This window comes from Mesorhizobium sp. J428 (assembly GCF_024699925.1).
Taxonomy (GTDB): Bacteria; Pseudomonadota; Alphaproteobacteria; order Rhizobiales; family Rhizobiaceae; genus Mesorhizobium_A.
Genome location: NZ_JAJOMX010000001.1, coordinates 3,825,303 through 3,840,331, shown reverse-complemented (window position 1 = coordinate 3,840,331; position 15,029 = coordinate 3,825,303). Strand labels below are relative to the sequence as shown.

The window sequence follows — 15,029 nt, the reverse complement described above, 5'->3', positions numbered from 1 at the left end:
CGCTTGACTAGAACCGGACGGATTCATGCGTTCGCGCCGTTTCTGGCACTGCTGCTGGTTTTCCTCGCGATGCTTCCGGCAAGCGCCGTGGAAATCATCGACATTTCCCGCGACGACATCGCGCTCGACCTGTCCAAGGCGGTCGAGATCTACCGGAATCAGGGCGACACGTTCCAGGTGTCGACCGCGCCCGGCGCCGACGGCATCGTGCGGCGCATCGAGGTGGAGGCGTCGAGCCCCCGCTCCTCGGGCGACTGGGGCGTGTTCGCGCTCGCCAACAACACCGAGCAGCAGCTCGACCGGTTGATCGTCGCGCCGCATTTCAGGCTGGTCGGCTCCGGCCTGATCTGGCCCGACCTCGGCTCCAACCGCATCGTCTCGATCACGCCGTCCGAGGGCTTCGCGCTCGATCGCGAGGAGAGCCCCGACTCCGATATCTTCCTGGTGACGATCAACCCCGGCTCTGTGGTCACCTTCGTCGCCGAGCTGGCTTCGCCCTCGCTACCGCAGGTCTATCTGTGGCAGCCGGACGCCTACAAGGATTCGGTCAACTCCTACACGCTGTTCCGCGGCATCGTCATTGGGATTTCCGGCCTCCTGGCGCTCTTCCTCACCATCCTGTTCGTGGTCAAGGGGACGTCGATGTTCCCGGCCACGGCCGCGCTCGCCTGGGCGGTGCTCGCCTATATCTCGATCGACTTCGGCTTCCTCAACAAGGTCATCGAGATCGCCCCGGGCAACGAGCAGATCTGGCGGGCGGGCGCCGAAGTGTCGCTCGCGGCCACCTTCGTCGTCTTCCTCTTCGCCTATCTCAACCTCAACCGCTGGCACGACCATTTCAGCTATGGCGCGCTGGCCTGGATCCTCGGCCTCGCCATGATCGCGGGCGTCGCGATCTTCGATCCGGCGATCGCCGCCGGCATCGCACGCCTCTCCTTCGCGGCGACCGCCATCGTCGGCATCGGCCTGATCGCCTATCTGGCGGCCAGCGGATACGACCGCGCCATCATGCTGATCCCGAGCTGGCTGATGGTGCTCGTCTGGCTCGCCGGATCGTGGCTCGCGGTCACCGGCATGCTCAACAACGACATCGTCCAGCCGGCGCTGGGCGGTGGGCTGATCCTGATCATCCTGCTCATCGGCTTCACCGTGATGCAGCACGCGTTTGCCGGCGGCGGACTGAACCAGGGCCTGTTCTCCGACATGGAGCGCCAGGCGCTCGCCATCACCGGAGCCGGTGACATCGTTTGGGACTGGGACGTGCTGCGCGACCGCGTGGTGACGCGGCCCGACGTGGCGGACCCGCTCGGCCTCGCGTCGGGCAGTCTCAACGGTCCGGCCCGCAACTGGCTGCCGGCGCTGCACCCCGAGGACCGCGATCCGTTCCGCACCACGCTCGACGTGGTGCTGGAGCACCGGCGCGGCCGCATCCAACAGAGCTTCCGCCTGCGCGGCGCCGACGGCCACTATCACTGGTACTCGCTGAAAGCGCGGCCAGTGATCGGCTCGGACGGCGAGATCATCCGCTGTGTCGGCACGCTGGTCGACGTGACCGAGCAGAAGAAGGCCGAGGAGCGCCTGCTCCACGACGCGATCCACGACAATCTCACCGGTCTGCCCAACCGCGAACTGTTCCTCAACCGGCTTGAAGCGGTGGTCGCCATCGCCAAGTCCGAGGAGAATGTCCGCCCGTCCGTCTTCGCGATCGACATCGACCGCTTCAAGCATGTCAATGAGAGCCTCGGCATGTCGGCGGGCGACACGATCCTCCTGACGATTGCGCGCCGCCTGCACAGGCTGCTGAAGCCGCGCGACTCGCTTTCGCGCGTCACGGGCGACCAGTTCGCCCTGATGGTGCTGTCGGAGCAGGACCCGGCCCGCGTGGCGGCGATCGCCGATGCGATCCGGCATGCCATCAGCGCGCCGATCACCTTCGCCAAGCGCGAGATCGTGCTCACGGCCTCCATCGGCCTGATCTCGTGGACCTCGACGCAGAGCTCGGCCGAGGAGATGCTGAAGGACGCCGAGCTTGCCATGCATCAGGCCAAGCGCTTCGGCGGCGACCGCATCGAGCCGTTCCGGCCCGCCTTCCGCTCGTTCGGCAGCGATCGCCTGCAGCTCGAATCCGACCTGAGGCGCGCGATCGAGAAGGGCGAGTTCCGCCTCGTCTATCAGCCGATCGTGCGGCTGGAAGACCGCACCGTCGCCGGCTTCGAGGCGCTCCTGCGGTGGGAACACCCGCGCCGCGGCGTCATCCCGCCGTCCGAATTCATCCCTATCGCCGAGAGCTGCGGCCTGATCGTCCAGCTCGGCCTGTTCGCCATGCAGCAGGCGGCCGACGACCTCGGAGCCTGGCAGAAATTCGCCGGAGACAACCCGATCTCCGTGTCGGTGAACCTGTCGAGCCGCCAGCTGCTGCGCCGCGACCTCGTTTCCGACGTGCGCTCCGTGCTTGCCCGTTCGAGCCTCAAGCCACGCTGCCTGCGGCTGGAGCTCACCGAGTCGCTGGTGATGGACAACCCGGAGCAGTCGGCCCATGTGCTGAACAGGCTCAAGCAGCTCGGCATCGGCCTTTCGCTCGACGATTTCGGCACCGGCTATTCGTCGCTCGCCTACCTTACCCGCTTCCCCTTCGACACGATCAAGATCGACAAGAGCTTCGTCGACGACACCAGTCCGAAGAAGAACGTGCTGCTGCGCTCGATGGTGAACATGGCGCACGACCTCGGCCTGTCGGTCGTGGCGGAGGGCGTGCCGGACGAGGCGGCTGCGCTGCAGCTGCGCCAGATGGGTTGCGAATATGTCCAGAGCTTCGCCTTCGGCTCGCCGATGACGGCCGACAATGCGGTCAAGCTGCTGAAGGAACAGTATTCAGCCGCTCAGGCGTGACCAGCAAAATGGCTGAGCCGCCCCTGGTCGATGCCGATCGAGGCGAGAACCCGGTCGTATTTCCGGTCGATGTCGGTGTCGAACAGCAGGTCGGGATTGGCCGGGCAGGTCAGCCAGCCGTTCTCGATGATCTCGCGTTCGAGCTGCCCTGCGCCCCAGCCGGAATAGCCAAGCGCCATCAGCGCATGGCGCGGCCCCCTGCCCTTCGAAATCGCGCGCAGGATGTCGACCGTCGCGGTGAGGCAGATGTCCTCGGCGACCGGCAGCGAGGAGTCGACCCGATAGTCGTCCGAATGCAGCACGAAGCCGCGGCTGCGGTCGACCGGGCCGCCGTTGCGGACCTGGAAGTCGCGCGTCTGCGGCGGCAGGCGGATCGCGCTCGTCTCGTCCATGACGCCGAGCTGGACGAGAAGATCGGGGAAGCGCATCTGCTGGGCCTGGTTGATGATCAGGCCCATCGCACCTTCTTCGCTGTGCGCGCAGACATAGATGACCGCGCGGGAGAAGCGCTCGTCCTTCATGCCCGGCATGGCGATGAGGAACTGGTCGTTGAGGAAACCGCCGCTGTGCGGTCTCCGGTTATGGCGCAGAATGTCCATCCGAAAAGCGTAACGCGAATTGTCCCGTCACGGAAGATGCAGATTTGAGCAAGTTTGCCGCGCCGATTCGTTTCACGTCACCGAAATCTGATCGGATTTCCGCCCGGGCGAGTTGCGGCCCGGCAGCCGGGGGCGCATGAAGACGCCCATGAAGCGCATCGTTTTCTCCCTTGCGATCGTTCTGTCGGCATGCGGCTTTGCGCAGGCCGCCTCGAGCGACTGGTTCGAGACGGAGGGCGCCAGGCTGCGGCTCGTCACGGAAGATGCGGCTAGCGCGGACGGCCGGATGAAGGGCGTCCTCGAGATCGATCTCCAGCCCGGCTGGAAGACCTATTGGAAGGATCCCGGCGCCTCCGGCATTGCGCCGCAGATCGACGTGTCGGCCAGCATAAATGTCGAAGACGCCGTATTCTCCTACCCAGCCCCGAAACGCTTTCGGGAAGGCGAAGAGGTGTCGACCGGCTATGTCGAGCCGGTCGCCCTGCCCCTCACCTTCGAGGTCGGAGACCCGGAAAAGTTCACGGCGATCGACGCGGACATCCTTCTCGGCATCTGCAAGGAGATCTGCGTGCCGGTGCAGGCAAGGCTGTCGGTCACGCCCGGCGGCGAGGCCGGAACAGTAGACCCGGTCATCCTCGAGAGCTACGGCCGCCTGCCCTCCGCTGCCTCCGCCGAATTCGGCCTGGCGGGCCTGCGCGACGATGGCCAGTCACTCGTCGCCGACGCTGCGCTGCCCGCCGATCCGCAGGGCGCCGAGCTGTTTGTCGTCGCGCCGAAGGGCTGGCTGCTCGGCGTTCCGGTGCTCGAGGCGACCGGCGAGCGGCCCGCGTTCCGCATCCCCGTCATCGGTCGGCCGCCGGCAGCCGGAACGGTCGCGTTCGACTACACGCTCGTCGCCGGCGGCAAGGCGGTCGAGGGCCAATCCTCTCTTCCGTGAGGCACTGGACAAATCCGCCTGAGACCTTATGTCCGGCCCACGCCCATCCGAGAACCAGACCCTTCCAAGGAGCAGATCATGACCATCGCCCCCGGCGAAAAGCTTCCCGACGCCACGCTCAAGACCATGACCGACGACGGTGCTGCCAATGTCAGCACGGGCGATTTCTTCGCCGGAAAGAAGGTGGTCCTGTTCGGCGTTCCCGGCGCCTTCACGCCCACCTGCAGCATGAACCACCTGCCCGGCTTCCTGGAGAACCACGACGCGATCCTCGCCAAGGGCGCGGATGCGATCGCGGTCGTTTCGGTCAACGACGTCTTCGTGATGAACGCCTGGTCGAAGTCGGCCGGCAATGACGGCAAGATCACCTTCCTCGCCGACGGCAGTGCCGACTTCGCCAAGGCGGTCGGCCTGGACAACGACCTGTCGAAGGCAGGCATGGGCACGCGCTACAAGCGCTTCTCGATGATCGTAGACGACGGCGTGGTGAAGACGCTCAACATCGAGGAAACGCCCGGCAAGGCCGAGATCTCGGGCGCGGCGCGCATTCTCGAACAGCTCTGACCGCCAGACGGCCTGATCGTCAGGATCAAGCCTTGCGGGTCGAGTTGCCCATCAGCCGCGGCGTCCGCGCCGCGGCGACGATCGGATCGGGCGTGCGGCCCTTGCCCTTGAACGGCGCCATGCCCATGCGCGCGAGTTCGTCGGCGCGTTCGTTCTCGTCGTGGCCGGCGTGACCCTTCACCCAGTGCCATGTCACCTTGTGACGGCGGTTCGCCTCGTCCAGCTTCTGCCACAGCTCGACATTCTTCACCGGCTTGTTGTCGGCCGTCTTCCAGCCGCGCTTCTTCCAGCCGTGAATCCAGCCGGAAATGCCGTCCATGACATATTTGCTGTCGGTGTGCATCAGCACCTCGCACGGCTCCTTGAGCGCGTTGAGCGCCTCGATCGCCGCCATCAACTCCATGCGGTTGTTGGTGGTCTCGGCCTCGCCGCCCGACAGTTCCCGCGTCGTGCCGTTGAAGCGCAGGATCGCGCCCCAGCCGCCCGGCCCGGGATTGCCCGAACAGGCGCCGTCGGTGAAAATCTCGACCGTCTTCATGCGGGGATCAATCCATATTCCGTGGCCGACGCCACCTGCCGGTGGAAGCGCCAGCGGCGGACGAATTCCATCGGATCGCGCTTTTGCACCAGCGCGCCGTCCGGAATGGTCAGCCAGTCGTAAAGCCGCGTCAGCGTGAAGCGCAGCGCCGAGCCGCGCGCGAGCACCGGCAGGGCGTCCTTTTCCCGGCTGGACAGCGGCCGCACGCTCTCATAGCCGGACAGGAGGGCCGCCCCCTTGGTGATGTTGAAGGCGCCGTCCTTCTCGAAGCACCAGGCGTTGAGGCAGGTTGCGACGTCGTAGGCGTAGAAATCGTTGCAGGCGAAATAGAAGTCGATCAGCCCCGACAGCCTGTTGCCGAGGAAGAAGACGTTGTCGGGAAACAGGTCGGCATGGATCACGCCGGACGGCAGGTCCGTCGGCCAGGCGTGAGCGAACAGCTCGAATTCCCTGTCGATCTCCTCCTTCAATCCCGTATCGACCTCGCCGGAGCGCTCGCGGGCGCCGGCCCACAGCTTGCGCCATCCCTCCACCGACAACGCGTTCGGCCGCGACAGCGTGAAATCCGCGCTCGCCAGATGCATGCCGGCCAGCGCCTTTCCGACCTCGCGGCACTGCGGAGCCGTCGGACGGCGCGGCCATATGCCTTCGAGGAAGGTGATGATCGCGGCCGGGCGGCCTGCGAGGCGGCCGATCAGAGAGCCGTCGTTGCGCGCGACGGGCAAGGGGCAGGTGATGCCCTTCAGCGCCAGATGCTGCATCAGACCGAGGAAGAACGGCAGATCCACCTCCTCCACCCGCTTTTCGTAGAGGGTGAGGATGAACTCGCCCTTGCCGGTGTGCAGCACGAAATTGGAGTTTTCCGAGCCTTCCGCGATGCCGCGATAGGAGCGCAACTCGCCGAGGTCGTAGCCGGTCAGGAACGCGCCCAGCTCCGTCTCGGTGATGTCGGTATAGACGGCCATCCAGACTGTGTCCTTACGCAGCGCCGTTGACGAAGGCCATGTCGGCGGCCGTCAGCTCGACGTCGCGCAGCACCCGGTTGACCGGGAAGTTCTCGGTTTCCTCGGCCGTGATCGCCAGCTCGAGCGTTGCATTGAACCGCTGCCTGAAGGCCTCGATGATCTCGTCCACGATGATCTCCGGGGCGGATGCGCCCGCCGACAGGCCCAGTGTGCCGATCTCGCCGACTTCGTCCCACGGGATTTCCGACGCGCGCTGCACGAGCAGCGACCTCTTTGCGCCCGCCCGCTCGGCGACCTCGACGAGACGCTTGGAATTGGACGAATTGGGCGCGCCGACGATGAGGAAAAGGTCCGCGCCGGGGGCTGCCGCCTGGACCGCCTCCTGGCGGTTGGTCGTCGCGTAGCAGATCGATTCGGCCGCGGGCGCCTTGATGTTCGGGAACCGCGTCTCCAGCGCGCGAATCACGCCGGCCGTGTCGGCCACCGACAGGGTCGTCTGCGTGACGAAGCCGAGCTCGACGCCGTCCGGCGCGTCGAATGCGCTCGCCTCCGCTTCAGTTTCGACCAGGCTCACCGCGCCTTCCGGCAGCTGCCCCATCGTGCCGATCACCTCGGGATGACCGGCATGGCCAATCAGCACGACGTGGCGACCGAGGCGCTGGTGGCGCATCGCCTGCTTGTGCACCTTGGACACCAGCGGACAGGTCGCGTCGAGATAGAAGAGGTTGCGCGCCTCGGCGTCCGCCGGCACCGACTTGGGCACGCCATGCGCCGAGAAGACGACGGGGGAATCGCGGTGCGCGTCGGGGATCTCGTCCAGTTCCTCGATGAACACGGCGCCGAGATTCTGCAGGCCTTCCACGACGTAGCGGTTGTGCACGATCTCATGGCGCACATAGACCGGGGCGCCGTATTTCTTCAGCGCCAGCACGACGATCTGGATCGCCCTGTCGACGCCCGCGCAGAAGCCGCGCGGTCCGCACAGGCGGATCGTCAGCGGCGGCTTTTGGGGACGGTCGAGCATCTGTTTCCTGCTTGCATTGACGCCCGGACATGGGGGGCGAGGTCGCCCGCTGTCAAGTGCGCGCGGCCGATACAGGCTTGCGGCGGCGCAGCAGCATGGCGACATAGACGCCCGCCAGCGCCGCTGCGAGGCCGCACCAGGTCACCGCATACTGGAGATGGTTGTTCGGCAGGTCGATGATGGTCACGCCGCCGACGGGATACCCCCCGGCACGTCGGACTTCGCGGCGTCGATGAAGAACGGCAACACCGATGCCGGCTCCAGCCCGGCATTGGCGGTCATGGCGGCGATGTCCTTCCAGTAGAACACGTTCTCGGCCGGCTGGTTGTCCGGCACCAGCGACGACGGCTTGGCGGCGGGCGCGGTGCGGGCAAGCCCGACGAGGCTCACCTCACCCGCGACCTGCCCCTGCTCGCGGGTGGCTGGCGACTTCCGGTCAAAGGGGACGAAGCCGCGATTGACGAAGACGAACCGGCCGTCGGCCAGGCTGAGCGGCGTGTAGACATACCAGCCCGACTGCCCGTCATGCGTGGCGAAGAAGAACTGTTCCTTATCGTGCAGGAAGGTGCCGGCCGCCGCGACCGGCTGGTATTCGATGTCTTCACCGGCGCCAGCCGCCTTCTCCACCTCCGCCAGCGGCAGGGGCGCGGCCGTAACGCGGCTGTCGATCGTGGCGATTAGCGCTTCCTTCCAGGCAAGCCGCTGCACCTGCCAGGTGCCGAGCGCCAGAAGGATGGCCAGGCACAGGATCGTGACCAGCGTCAGCGCCCAGGGGAAGCCAGATGCAGGGGCACGGTCGTCGAGCGGGCGGCTCATTTCGGTTTGTCCAGCCGCCCTTCCGCTGCCTTGTTGGAATATTGCAGCGCGATCATGATGCCCTTGAGCCAGCGCAGCGTCGGCAGGCAGAGGATGAGTACCAGCGGCACCCAGAGCAGGAAGTGCACCCACAGCGGCGGGCCGTAAGACACTTCGAGCCAGAGCGCCAGGCCAACGACGATGAAGCCGATGATCAGCATGACGAAGACGGCCGGGCCGTCCGCCGAATCGGCGAAGTCGTAGTCGAGGCCGCAGACCGTGCAGCGCGGCTTGAGGCTGATGTAGCCGTCGAACAGCTGGCCCTCGCCGCAGCGCGGGCAGCGGCCGCGAAAGCCCGCGCCAAACGGCTCCACCGGCGGATAATGGGCCTGGTCGCCATTCATCGGACATTCCTCCTTCGACAAGCCGGCACCGGGTCGGCCCGTGGACAATAGTCGCGCGGTCCCGGGCCGTCGATCAGACCGATTGCAACAGCCCAAAAGAAAACGCGGCCGGATCTCTCCGGCCGCGTCCCGAATCTGTCGGCCGCCTCAGTGGCCTGCCGCGATCGTCGCGCCTTGGGAAGCCCAGATGTAGATGCTGACGAAGAGGAACAGCCACACCACGTCGACGAAGTGCCAGTACCCAGGCGGCCGCCTCGAAGCCGAAATGCTGCTTCGGGGTGAAGTCGCCACGCATCGCGCGGATCAGGCAGACCAGCAGGAAGATGGTGCCGATGATCACGTGGAAGCCGTGGAAGCCGGTCGCCATGAAGAAGGTGGCGCCATAGATCGAGTCGTGGAAGGTGAACGGCGCGTGGATGTATTCGTAGGCCTGCACGAAGGAGAACAGCACGCCAAGAGCGACGGTCAGCGTCAGGCCCCAGACGAGGCCCTTGCGGTCGTCATGCAGCAGCGCATGGTGCGCCCAGGTCACGGTCGTGCCCGACAGGAGCAGGATGATCGTGTTGTAGAGCGGCAGGTGGAAAGGATCGAGAACCTCGATGCCCTTCGGCGGCCAGACACCGCCGGTATAGGCGTCGCGGGCCACCTGGTGCACCTCGTTCGGGAAGAGGCTTGCGTCGAAGAAGGCCCAGAACCAGGCGACGAAGAACATCACCTCGGAGGCGATGAACATGATCATGCCGTAGCGCAGGTGCAGCGACACCACGCGGGTGTGGTGACCCTCATGCGCTTCCTTGATCGTGTCCGACCACCAGCCGTACATGGTGTATAGGACGATCGCGAGGCCGATCGCGAAAATCCAGTAGTTCGCTCCGGCGAGTTCGAGCCCGAACAGGTGCAGCGAGCCGCTCTTCAGCGACTGCATCCAGGCCACGCCGCCAAGGGCCATAACGAGCGCGCCTATGGAGCCGAGGAACGGCCACGGGCTCGGATCGATGATGTGATAGTCGTGTTGCGGTTTGGCGTGCGCTTCGGCCATCTCAACCCCCGATTTCCGTCGTTTGCGTCTTTGGTTCGGTCCTAGCATCTTTCCCGTTCGGCGCAACAGCCACGGGCTTCGTCGCGTCGATCGGGAAGAAGGTGTAGGACAAGGTGATCGTCTTCAGATGCGCCAGTTCCGGAACGTTGACGATGTCCGGATCGACGTAGAAGACAACGGGCATGTCGAGCGCCTCGCCCGGCTTCAGCGACGTATCGGTGAAGCAGAAGCACTCGACCTTGTTGAAGTAGGCGCCGGCCAGCTCCGGCGTCACATTGAAGCTCGCGCGGCCGGCCGTCGGCACGTTGAATTCGTTGCGGGCCTGGTAGGCGATCTGGGTCGTCTCGCCGATGCGCATCGTCACGTCGCGCTGCACCGGCTTGAAGTCCCAGGGCAGGCCGCCGGACACGTTCGCGTCGAAGCGGACAGTGATCTTCCGGTCAAGGATCTTGTCGGAATACTGCTCGACGCGCTGCGTCGTGCCGCCATAGCCGGTGATCTGGCAGAACATCGCGTAGAGCGGCACCGCGGCATAGGCCATGCCCACCATGCCCGCGACGAAGGCGAAGCCCGACGCCGCGATCACGCGGTTGGAGCGCTGGCGCCGTTCGGTCTGCGGATCGCCGGCCATCACATCGCCCTGTCGAGAATGGCGGGACCGAACTTCACGATCGTCGCGACATAGAACAGGATCACAAGAACGCCGAGCGCAAGGCCGATGGCGACGTTGCGGCTGCGGCGCGCCTTCTTCTGTGCGGGGCTCAGCGTGACGAGATCGTTTTCCATCGTCACACTCCGGCCGCGAGACGCCAGGCGACGACGTCGACGAGATAGGCCGCGAAGATCGCGAACAGATAGATGATCGAGAAGACGAAGAGCTGCCTCGCGGGCTTCATTACCGTGTCTTCGGCCGACATGGCGAGCACCTTCCAGGCCTTCCAGACGAACCCCACGCCGAGAACCACGGCGATCGCGCCGTATCCCCACGAGACATAGCCGAGGATCGCAGGCAGGACGGCCAACGGCGCCAGCACCAGCGAATAGGCAAACATCTGGCGGCGCGTCGAAAGCGCGCCGGCGACGTTCGGCATCATCGGAATGCCGGCCCGCGCGTAATCTTCACTCTTGAAGAGAGCAAGCGCCCAGAAATGGGGCGGGGTCCACAGGAAGATGATCAGGAAGAGGATGACGCTCTCGAGGCTGATCGAACCGGTTGCGGCGACCCAGCCGACCATCGGAGGAAATGCGCCCGCGGCACCGCCGATGACGATGTTCTGCGGCGTCCAGCGCTTCAGCCACATCGTATAGATGACGGCATAGAAGAAGATCGTGAAGGCGAGCAGCGCCGCAGCCGCCCAGTTGACCAGCACGCCGAGTGTCATCACCGACAGCGCGGTCAGCACGAGCCCGAAGACCAGCGCCTCGCTCGGCTGGACGCGGCCGCTGGGTATCGGGCGGCTGGCGGTGCGCGACATCACGGCGTCGATGTCGGCGTCGTACCACATGTTGAGCGCGCCAGATGCACCCGCACCGACCGCGACACAGGCGATCGCAATGAAGGCGATGAAAGGATTGATCGGCGTCGGCGCCGCGGCAAGCCCGACGATCGCCGTGAAGACGACGAGTGCCATCACCCGCGGCTTGAGCAGCGCGAAATAGTCGCCGGCCATCGCCTCCGAAAGGCGGATGTCTTCACGGCCGATATTCTCAACAATTGCCATCAAGGCGCCCGTTCACGTACCTTTAAGGTAGAAACCGCCGGAGCCCGGCGGTTTCCTTCATTCGTCCGCCGATCACTTGATCTTCGGCAGCTGTTCCCACTGGTGATAAGGCGGCGGCGAAGGCAGCTGCCACTCCAGCGTCGTGGCGCCCTCGCCCCACGGATTGGCACCGGCGACGCGCTTCTTCATGAAGGCTTCGGCGACGCCGTAGAGGAACACCAGCACGCCGAAGGCCGAGATGTAGGAGCCGTACGACGACACCATGTTCCAGCCGGCAAACGCGTCCGGATAGTCGATGTAGCGGCGCGGCATGCCGGCGAGGCCGAGGAAATGCTGCGGGAAGAACACAAGGTTCACGCCGACGAAGGTGATCCAGAAATGGGCGCGCGCGATGAAGGGCGAATACATGTAGCCCGTCATCTTCGGGAACCAGTAGTACCAGCCGGCGAAGATCGCGAACACCGCACCCAGCGACAGCACGTAGTGGAAGTGCGCCACGACGTAGTAGGTGTCGTGCAGCGAGCGGTCGAGGCCTGCGTTGGCAAGCTGCACGCCCGTCACGCCGCCTACGGTGAAGAGGAAGATGAACCCGATCGCCCACAGCATCGGCGTGCGCATCGAGATCGAACCGCCCCACATCGTCGCGATCCAGGAGAAGATCTTCACGCCGGTCGGCACCGCGATGACCATCGTCGCGAAGACGAAGTAGCGCTGCGTGTTGAGTGCGATGCCGGTCGTATACATGTGGTGCGCCCACACGACGAAACCGACCGCACCGATTGCGACCATCGCATAGGCCATGCCGAGATAGCCGAAGATCGGCTTCCTCGAGAAGGTCGACACGATGTGGCTGACGATGCCGAAGCCCGGCAGGATCAGGATGTACACCTCGGGATGACCGAAGAACCAGAACAGGTGCTGGAACAGGATCGGGTCGCCGCCGAACTCCGGCGCAAAGAAGGCCGTGCCGAAGTTCCGATCCGTCAGAAGCATGGTGATGCCGCCCGCCAGAACCGGCAGCGAGAGCAGCAGCAGGAAGGCGGTGATCAGCACCGACCAGGCGAAGAGCGGCATCTTGTGCAGCGTCATGCCCGGGGCGCGCATGTTGAAGATGGTGGTGATGAAGTTGATCGCGCCGAGGATCGAGGAGGCGCCGGCGATGTGCAGCGACAGGATCGCGAGATCCATCGCCGGGCCAGGCTGGCCGGAGGTCGACAGCGGCGGATAGATCGTCCAGCCGCCACCGACGCCGAAGCCGCCGGTCGGGCCGGGCACGAACATCGAGGTGAGCAGCAGGATGAAAGCCGGCGGCAGCAGCCAGAACGAGATGTTGTTCATGCGCGGGAACGCCATGTCGGGCGCGCCGATCATGATCGGCACCATCCAGTTGGCGAAGCCGCCGATCAGCGCGGGCATGACCATGAAGAAGATCATGATCAGCGCGTGGCCGGTGGTGAACACGTTGAACATGTGCTTGCCGCCGTCGATGGCGGCGTCGCCCTCGAAGCCGTAGACCATCTGGGCGAGACCGGTGAAAATCTGGATGCCCGGCTCAGCGAGCTCCCAGCGCATCATCACCGACAGGAAGCCGCCGATGATGCCCGCCATGATCGCGAAGATCAGGTAGAGCGTGCCGATGTCCTTGTGGTTGGTCGAAAACAGCCAGCGCTTGACGAAGCTTGCTGGCGCGCCGTGCGCGTGGCTGTGGTCGTCGTGAGCTGCAGCGCCTGCCATATGTCCGCTCCGTTCGTTCCTGTTCAGCGACGCAAAGGGCTCACTGGCCCGCGTCGGCAACCTTCTTGTTGGTGTCGACTGCGGCCATGAGCGCGCGATTGGCGCCGGACAGGTCGGATTTCGCGGCGGTCAGCCAGGTGTCGTACTGCTCCTGCGTCACGATACGGATCGCGATCGGCATGAAGGCGTGGTCCTTCCCGCAGAGCTCCGAGCACTGGCCGTAGTAGAGGCCTTCCTTGGTCGCCTTGAACCAGATCTCGTTGATGCGGCCGGGGACGGCATCGGTCTTGATGCCGAAGGCCGGCATCGCGAAGGCATGAATGACGTCGGTGGCGGTGACGAGTACGCGCACGGTGGCGTTGACCGGCGCGACGACCTCGTTGTCGACGGCGAGAAGCCGCGGATAGGCCTTCACGTCCTCCTTGCCCGCCGCCTGGCGCGCATTCTCCTGCAGCATGGCCGAGTTGAAGGTCAGCGGCTCCTCGATCTGGTATTCATAGTCCCAGTTCCACTGGTTGCCGGTCGCCTTGATGGTGAGCGACGGCTCCTCCGGCGGCGTACGCGCGGTCAGGAGCTGGAAGGACGGAACTGCGAGGAACAGCAGGATCACCACAGGCCCGACGGTCCAGATGACCTCGATCAGCGTGTTGTGGCTGGTGCGCGACGGAACCGGATTGGCGCTTGCGCGGAAGCGGATGATCACGACCGCGAGCAGGATCAGCACGAGAAGCGTGATCGGGATGATGAACCAGAGCGTGTAGTGCTCGAACCAGGTTATCTGTTCCATGATCGCCGTGGCCGCCGGCTGGAACCGGGCCTGCCAGGGCTCGGGCTGGGCCGCATAGGCGGAAGCAGCAGCCAAAAAGGCCGGAGTTGCCGCGAGGCTGGCCAAAAATCTCTTCATCACGACGATCGTCTCCCGCAACGTCTTGTCCGGACCCGCGTGCAGCGGACAGGGTCCCACCGTTGGCGCGTTAAAACCATACTCTCAATCCGACCGCAAGAAAGCCATCGTCCGGCGCATGCGGCATTTTTGCGCGCGCCGCGCCGCCTGCGCGGAAATGCCCGAAAGTCCGTGTGGAACAGCCTTTTACCTCTGCTTTGCGTGCGTTTCCGGCGGCTCGCCGGCGAGGCCGCAATTCCGGCGGATTTTCCTCAGACAGCGGTTTTGCCCAGCGCATCGCGCGGCGCGGGCCCGCCGGCTTTGAAATGCGGGGCCCCGCGCGGTAACTTTGCCTGATTCGTCACGGAGTTCACGATGATCCGTCGCTTTATACTGTCTGCGCTGTTGTGCTGCGCGGCCGCCTCGACGCCCGCCTCGGCACAGCAGCAGCAGGAGACGGTGAAGGGCACCCACGGCGCATGGTCGATGGTCTGCTCAACGCCTGCGGGCGCGAGCGCCGAGCAGTGCGCAATGATGCAGAACGTCGTCGCCGAGGAGCGGCCCGAGATGGGGCTTTCCGTCGTCGTGTTCCGCACCGCGGACAACAAGGCCGAGATCCTGCGCGTGCTGACCCCGCTCGGCGTGCTCCTGCCGAACGGCCTCGGCCTCTATGTCGACGGCAAGGACATCGGCCGCGCCTATTTCGCCCGCTGCTTCGAGGATGGCTGCTACGCCGAGGTGATCCTGGAGAAGCAGCTCCTCGACACGTTCAAGACCGGCAAGTCGGCGGTGTTCATCGTCTTCCAGGCGCCGGAGGAAGGCATCGGCATCCCCGTTGACCTCACGGGCTTCGCGGAAGGTTTCGCCGCCCTTCCCTGACGGGTCCGGCTGCGCGATTGCTGCGCGCGGCCCCCATGCCTATATGCGGGTGACATTC

14 protein-coding genes and 2 pseudogenes are annotated in these 15,029 nt (G+C 65.3%); 4 read left to right on the top strand and 12 right to left on the bottom strand.

All coding sequences use genetic code 11. The features are described 5' to 3' along the window. Positions 1-69 precede the first annotated feature (69 nt). Positions 70-2,889 (top strand): EAL domain-containing protein, encoded by a 2,820-nt coding sequence (locus LRS09_RS19240; protein ID WP_257810262.1) that lies wholly within the window; start codon positions 70-72, stop codon positions 2,887-2,889. On the opposite strand, the gene LRS09_RS19235 is transcribed toward LRS09_RS19240, so the two are convergent. Next, positions 2,880-3,488 carry a YqgE/AlgH family protein gene (locus LRS09_RS19235; RefSeq protein ID WP_257808467.1) on the bottom strand — a complete coding sequence of 203 codons (609 nt, stop codon included), beginning with the start codon at positions 3,486-3,488 and terminating at the stop codon, positions 2,880-2,882. The genes LRS09_RS19240 and LRS09_RS19235 overlap by 10 nt on opposite strands. 148 nt (positions 3,489-3,636) lie before the next feature. Between LRS09_RS19235 and LRS09_RS19230 the strand changes: the two genes are divergently transcribed. Together LRS09_RS19230 and LRS09_RS19225 are read left to right on the top strand one after the other, a co-directional pair. Further along, positions 3,637-4,425 (top strand): protein-disulfide reductase DsbD domain-containing protein, encoded by a 789-nt coding sequence (locus tag LRS09_RS19230; RefSeq protein WP_257808466.1) that lies wholly within the window; start codon positions 3,637-3,639, stop codon positions 4,423-4,425. A 78-nt stretch (positions 4,426-4,503) separates the two neighbouring features. Further along, entirely contained in the window at positions 4,504-4,989 is a 486-nt protein-coding gene (locus LRS09_RS19225; RefSeq protein ID WP_257808465.1) for a peroxiredoxin, read from the top strand. Between the two features lie 25 nt (positions 4,990-5,014). On the opposite strand, the gene rnhA is transcribed toward LRS09_RS19225, so the two are convergent. The 11 genes and pseudogenes from rnhA to coxB form a co-directional block, all read right to left on the bottom strand. Beyond that, on the bottom strand, positions 5,015-5,527 hold the full coding sequence (gene rnhA / locus LRS09_RS19220; RefSeq protein ID WP_257808464.1) for a ribonuclease HI: 513 nt from the start codon (positions 5,525-5,527) through the stop codon (positions 5,015-5,017). Beyond that, positions 5,524-6,492 (bottom strand): homoserine kinase, encoded by a 969-nt coding sequence (locus LRS09_RS19215; RefSeq protein WP_257808463.1) that lies wholly within the window; start codon positions 6,490-6,492, stop codon positions 5,524-5,526. Before LRS09_RS19215 ends, rnhA begins: the two co-directional genes overlap by 4 nt. A gap of 13 nt (positions 6,493-6,505) precedes the next feature. Further along, positions 6,506-7,516, bottom strand: a complete 1,011-nt coding sequence (gene ispH / locus LRS09_RS19210) for a 4-hydroxy-3-methylbut-2-enyl diphosphate reductase (protein WP_257808462.1) — start codon at positions 7,514-7,516, stop codon at positions 6,506-6,508. Positions 7,517-7,568: 52 nt separating this feature from the next. Beyond that, a pseudogene (locus tag LRS09_RS19205) lies at positions 7,569-8,332 on the bottom strand (SURF1 family protein). Further along, positions 8,329-8,715 carry a DUF983 domain-containing protein gene (locus tag LRS09_RS19200; RefSeq protein WP_257808461.1) on the bottom strand — a complete coding sequence of 129 codons (387 nt, stop codon included), beginning with the start codon at positions 8,713-8,715 and terminating at the stop codon, positions 8,329-8,331. The pseudogene LRS09_RS19205 and the gene LRS09_RS19200 overlap by 4 nt, the downstream one beginning before the upstream one ends. Before the next feature lie 147 nt (positions 8,716-8,862). Beyond that, a pseudogene (locus tag LRS09_RS19195) lies at positions 8,863-9,754 on the bottom strand (cytochrome c oxidase subunit 3). Position 9,755: 1 nt separating this feature from the next. Beyond that, positions 9,756-10,385 carry a cytochrome c oxidase assembly protein gene (locus LRS09_RS19190; RefSeq protein ID WP_257808460.1) on the bottom strand — a complete coding sequence of 210 codons (630 nt, stop codon included), beginning with the start codon at positions 10,383-10,385 and terminating at the stop codon, positions 9,756-9,758. Next, on the bottom strand, positions 10,385-10,540 hold the full coding sequence (locus LRS09_RS19185) for a hypothetical protein (protein WP_257808458.1): 156 nt from the start codon (positions 10,538-10,540) through the stop codon (positions 10,385-10,387). The genes LRS09_RS19190 and LRS09_RS19185 overlap by 1 nt, the downstream gene beginning before the upstream one ends. 2 nt (positions 10,541-10,542) lie before the next feature. Continuing rightward, entirely contained in the window at positions 10,543-11,475 is a 933-nt protein-coding gene (gene cyoE, locus LRS09_RS19180; protein WP_257808457.1) for a heme o synthase, read from the bottom strand. A gap of 72 nt (positions 11,476-11,547) precedes the next feature. Next, entirely contained in the window at positions 11,548-13,209 is a 1,662-nt protein-coding gene (gene ctaD, locus LRS09_RS19175; protein ID WP_257808456.1) for a cytochrome c oxidase subunit I, read from the bottom strand. A 40-nt stretch (positions 13,210-13,249) separates the two neighbouring features. Beyond that, entirely contained in the window at positions 13,250-14,113 is an 864-nt protein-coding gene (gene coxB / locus LRS09_RS19170) for a cytochrome c oxidase subunit II (RefSeq protein WP_257808455.1), read from the bottom strand. A 354-nt stretch (positions 14,114-14,467) separates the two neighbouring features. Between coxB and LRS09_RS19165 the strand changes: the two genes are divergently transcribed. Continuing rightward, positions 14,468-14,971: an invasion associated locus B family protein gene (locus LRS09_RS19165; RefSeq protein ID WP_257808454.1), complete on the top strand. Its 504-nt coding sequence runs from the start codon at positions 14,468-14,470 to the stop codon at positions 14,969-14,971. The last annotated feature ends 58 nt before the right edge of the window (positions 14,972-15,029 follow it).

Coding starts and splice junctions, on each gene's coding strand:
- ispH (WP_257808462.1), bottom strand. CDS start 7,516: ATGCTCGACCGTCCCCAAAAGCCGCCGCTGACGATCCGCCTGTGCGGA.
- coxB (WP_257808455.1), bottom strand. CDS start 14,113: ATGAAGAGATTTTTGGCCAGCCTCGCGGCAACTCCGGCCTTTTTGGCT.
- LRS09_RS19235 (WP_257808467.1), bottom strand. CDS start 3,488: ATGGACATTCTGCGCCATAACCGGAGACCGCACAGCGGCGGTTTCCTC.
- LRS09_RS19185 (WP_257808458.1), bottom strand. CDS start 10,540: ATGGAAAACGATCTCGTCACGCTGAGCCCCGCACAGAAGAAGGCGCGC.
- LRS09_RS19165 (WP_257808454.1), top strand. CDS start 14,468: ATGATCCGTCGCTTTATACTGTCTGCGCTGTTGTGCTGCGCGGCCGCC.
- LRS09_RS19200 (WP_257808461.1), bottom strand. CDS start 8,715: ATGAATGGCGACCAGGCCCATTATCCGCCGGTGGAGCCGTTTGGCGCG.
- rnhA (WP_257808464.1), bottom strand. CDS start 5,527: ATGAAGACGGTCGAGATTTTCACCGACGGCGCCTGTTCGGGCAATCCC.
- cyoE (WP_257808457.1), bottom strand. CDS start 11,475: ATGGCAATTGTTGAGAATATCGGCCGTGAAGACATCCGCCTTTCGGAG.
- LRS09_RS19225 (WP_257808465.1), top strand. CDS start 4,504: ATGACCATCGCCCCCGGCGAAAAGCTTCCCGACGCCACGCTCAAGACC.
- LRS09_RS19230 (WP_257808466.1), top strand. CDS start 3,637: ATGAAGCGCATCGTTTTCTCCCTTGCGATCGTTCTGTCGGCATGCGGC.
- LRS09_RS19190 (WP_257808460.1), bottom strand. CDS start 10,385: ATGGCCGGCGATCCGCAGACCGAACGGCGCCAGCGCTCCAACCGCGTG.
- LRS09_RS19240 (WP_257810262.1), top strand. CDS start 70: ATGCTTCCGGCAAGCGCCGTGGAAATCATCGACATTTCCCGCGACGAC.
- LRS09_RS19215 (WP_257808463.1), bottom strand. CDS start 6,492: ATGGCCGTCTATACCGACATCACCGAGACGGAGCTGGGCGCGTTCCTG.
- ctaD (WP_257808456.1), bottom strand. CDS start 13,209: ATGGCAGGCGCTGCAGCTCACGACGACCACAGCCACGCGCACGGCGCG.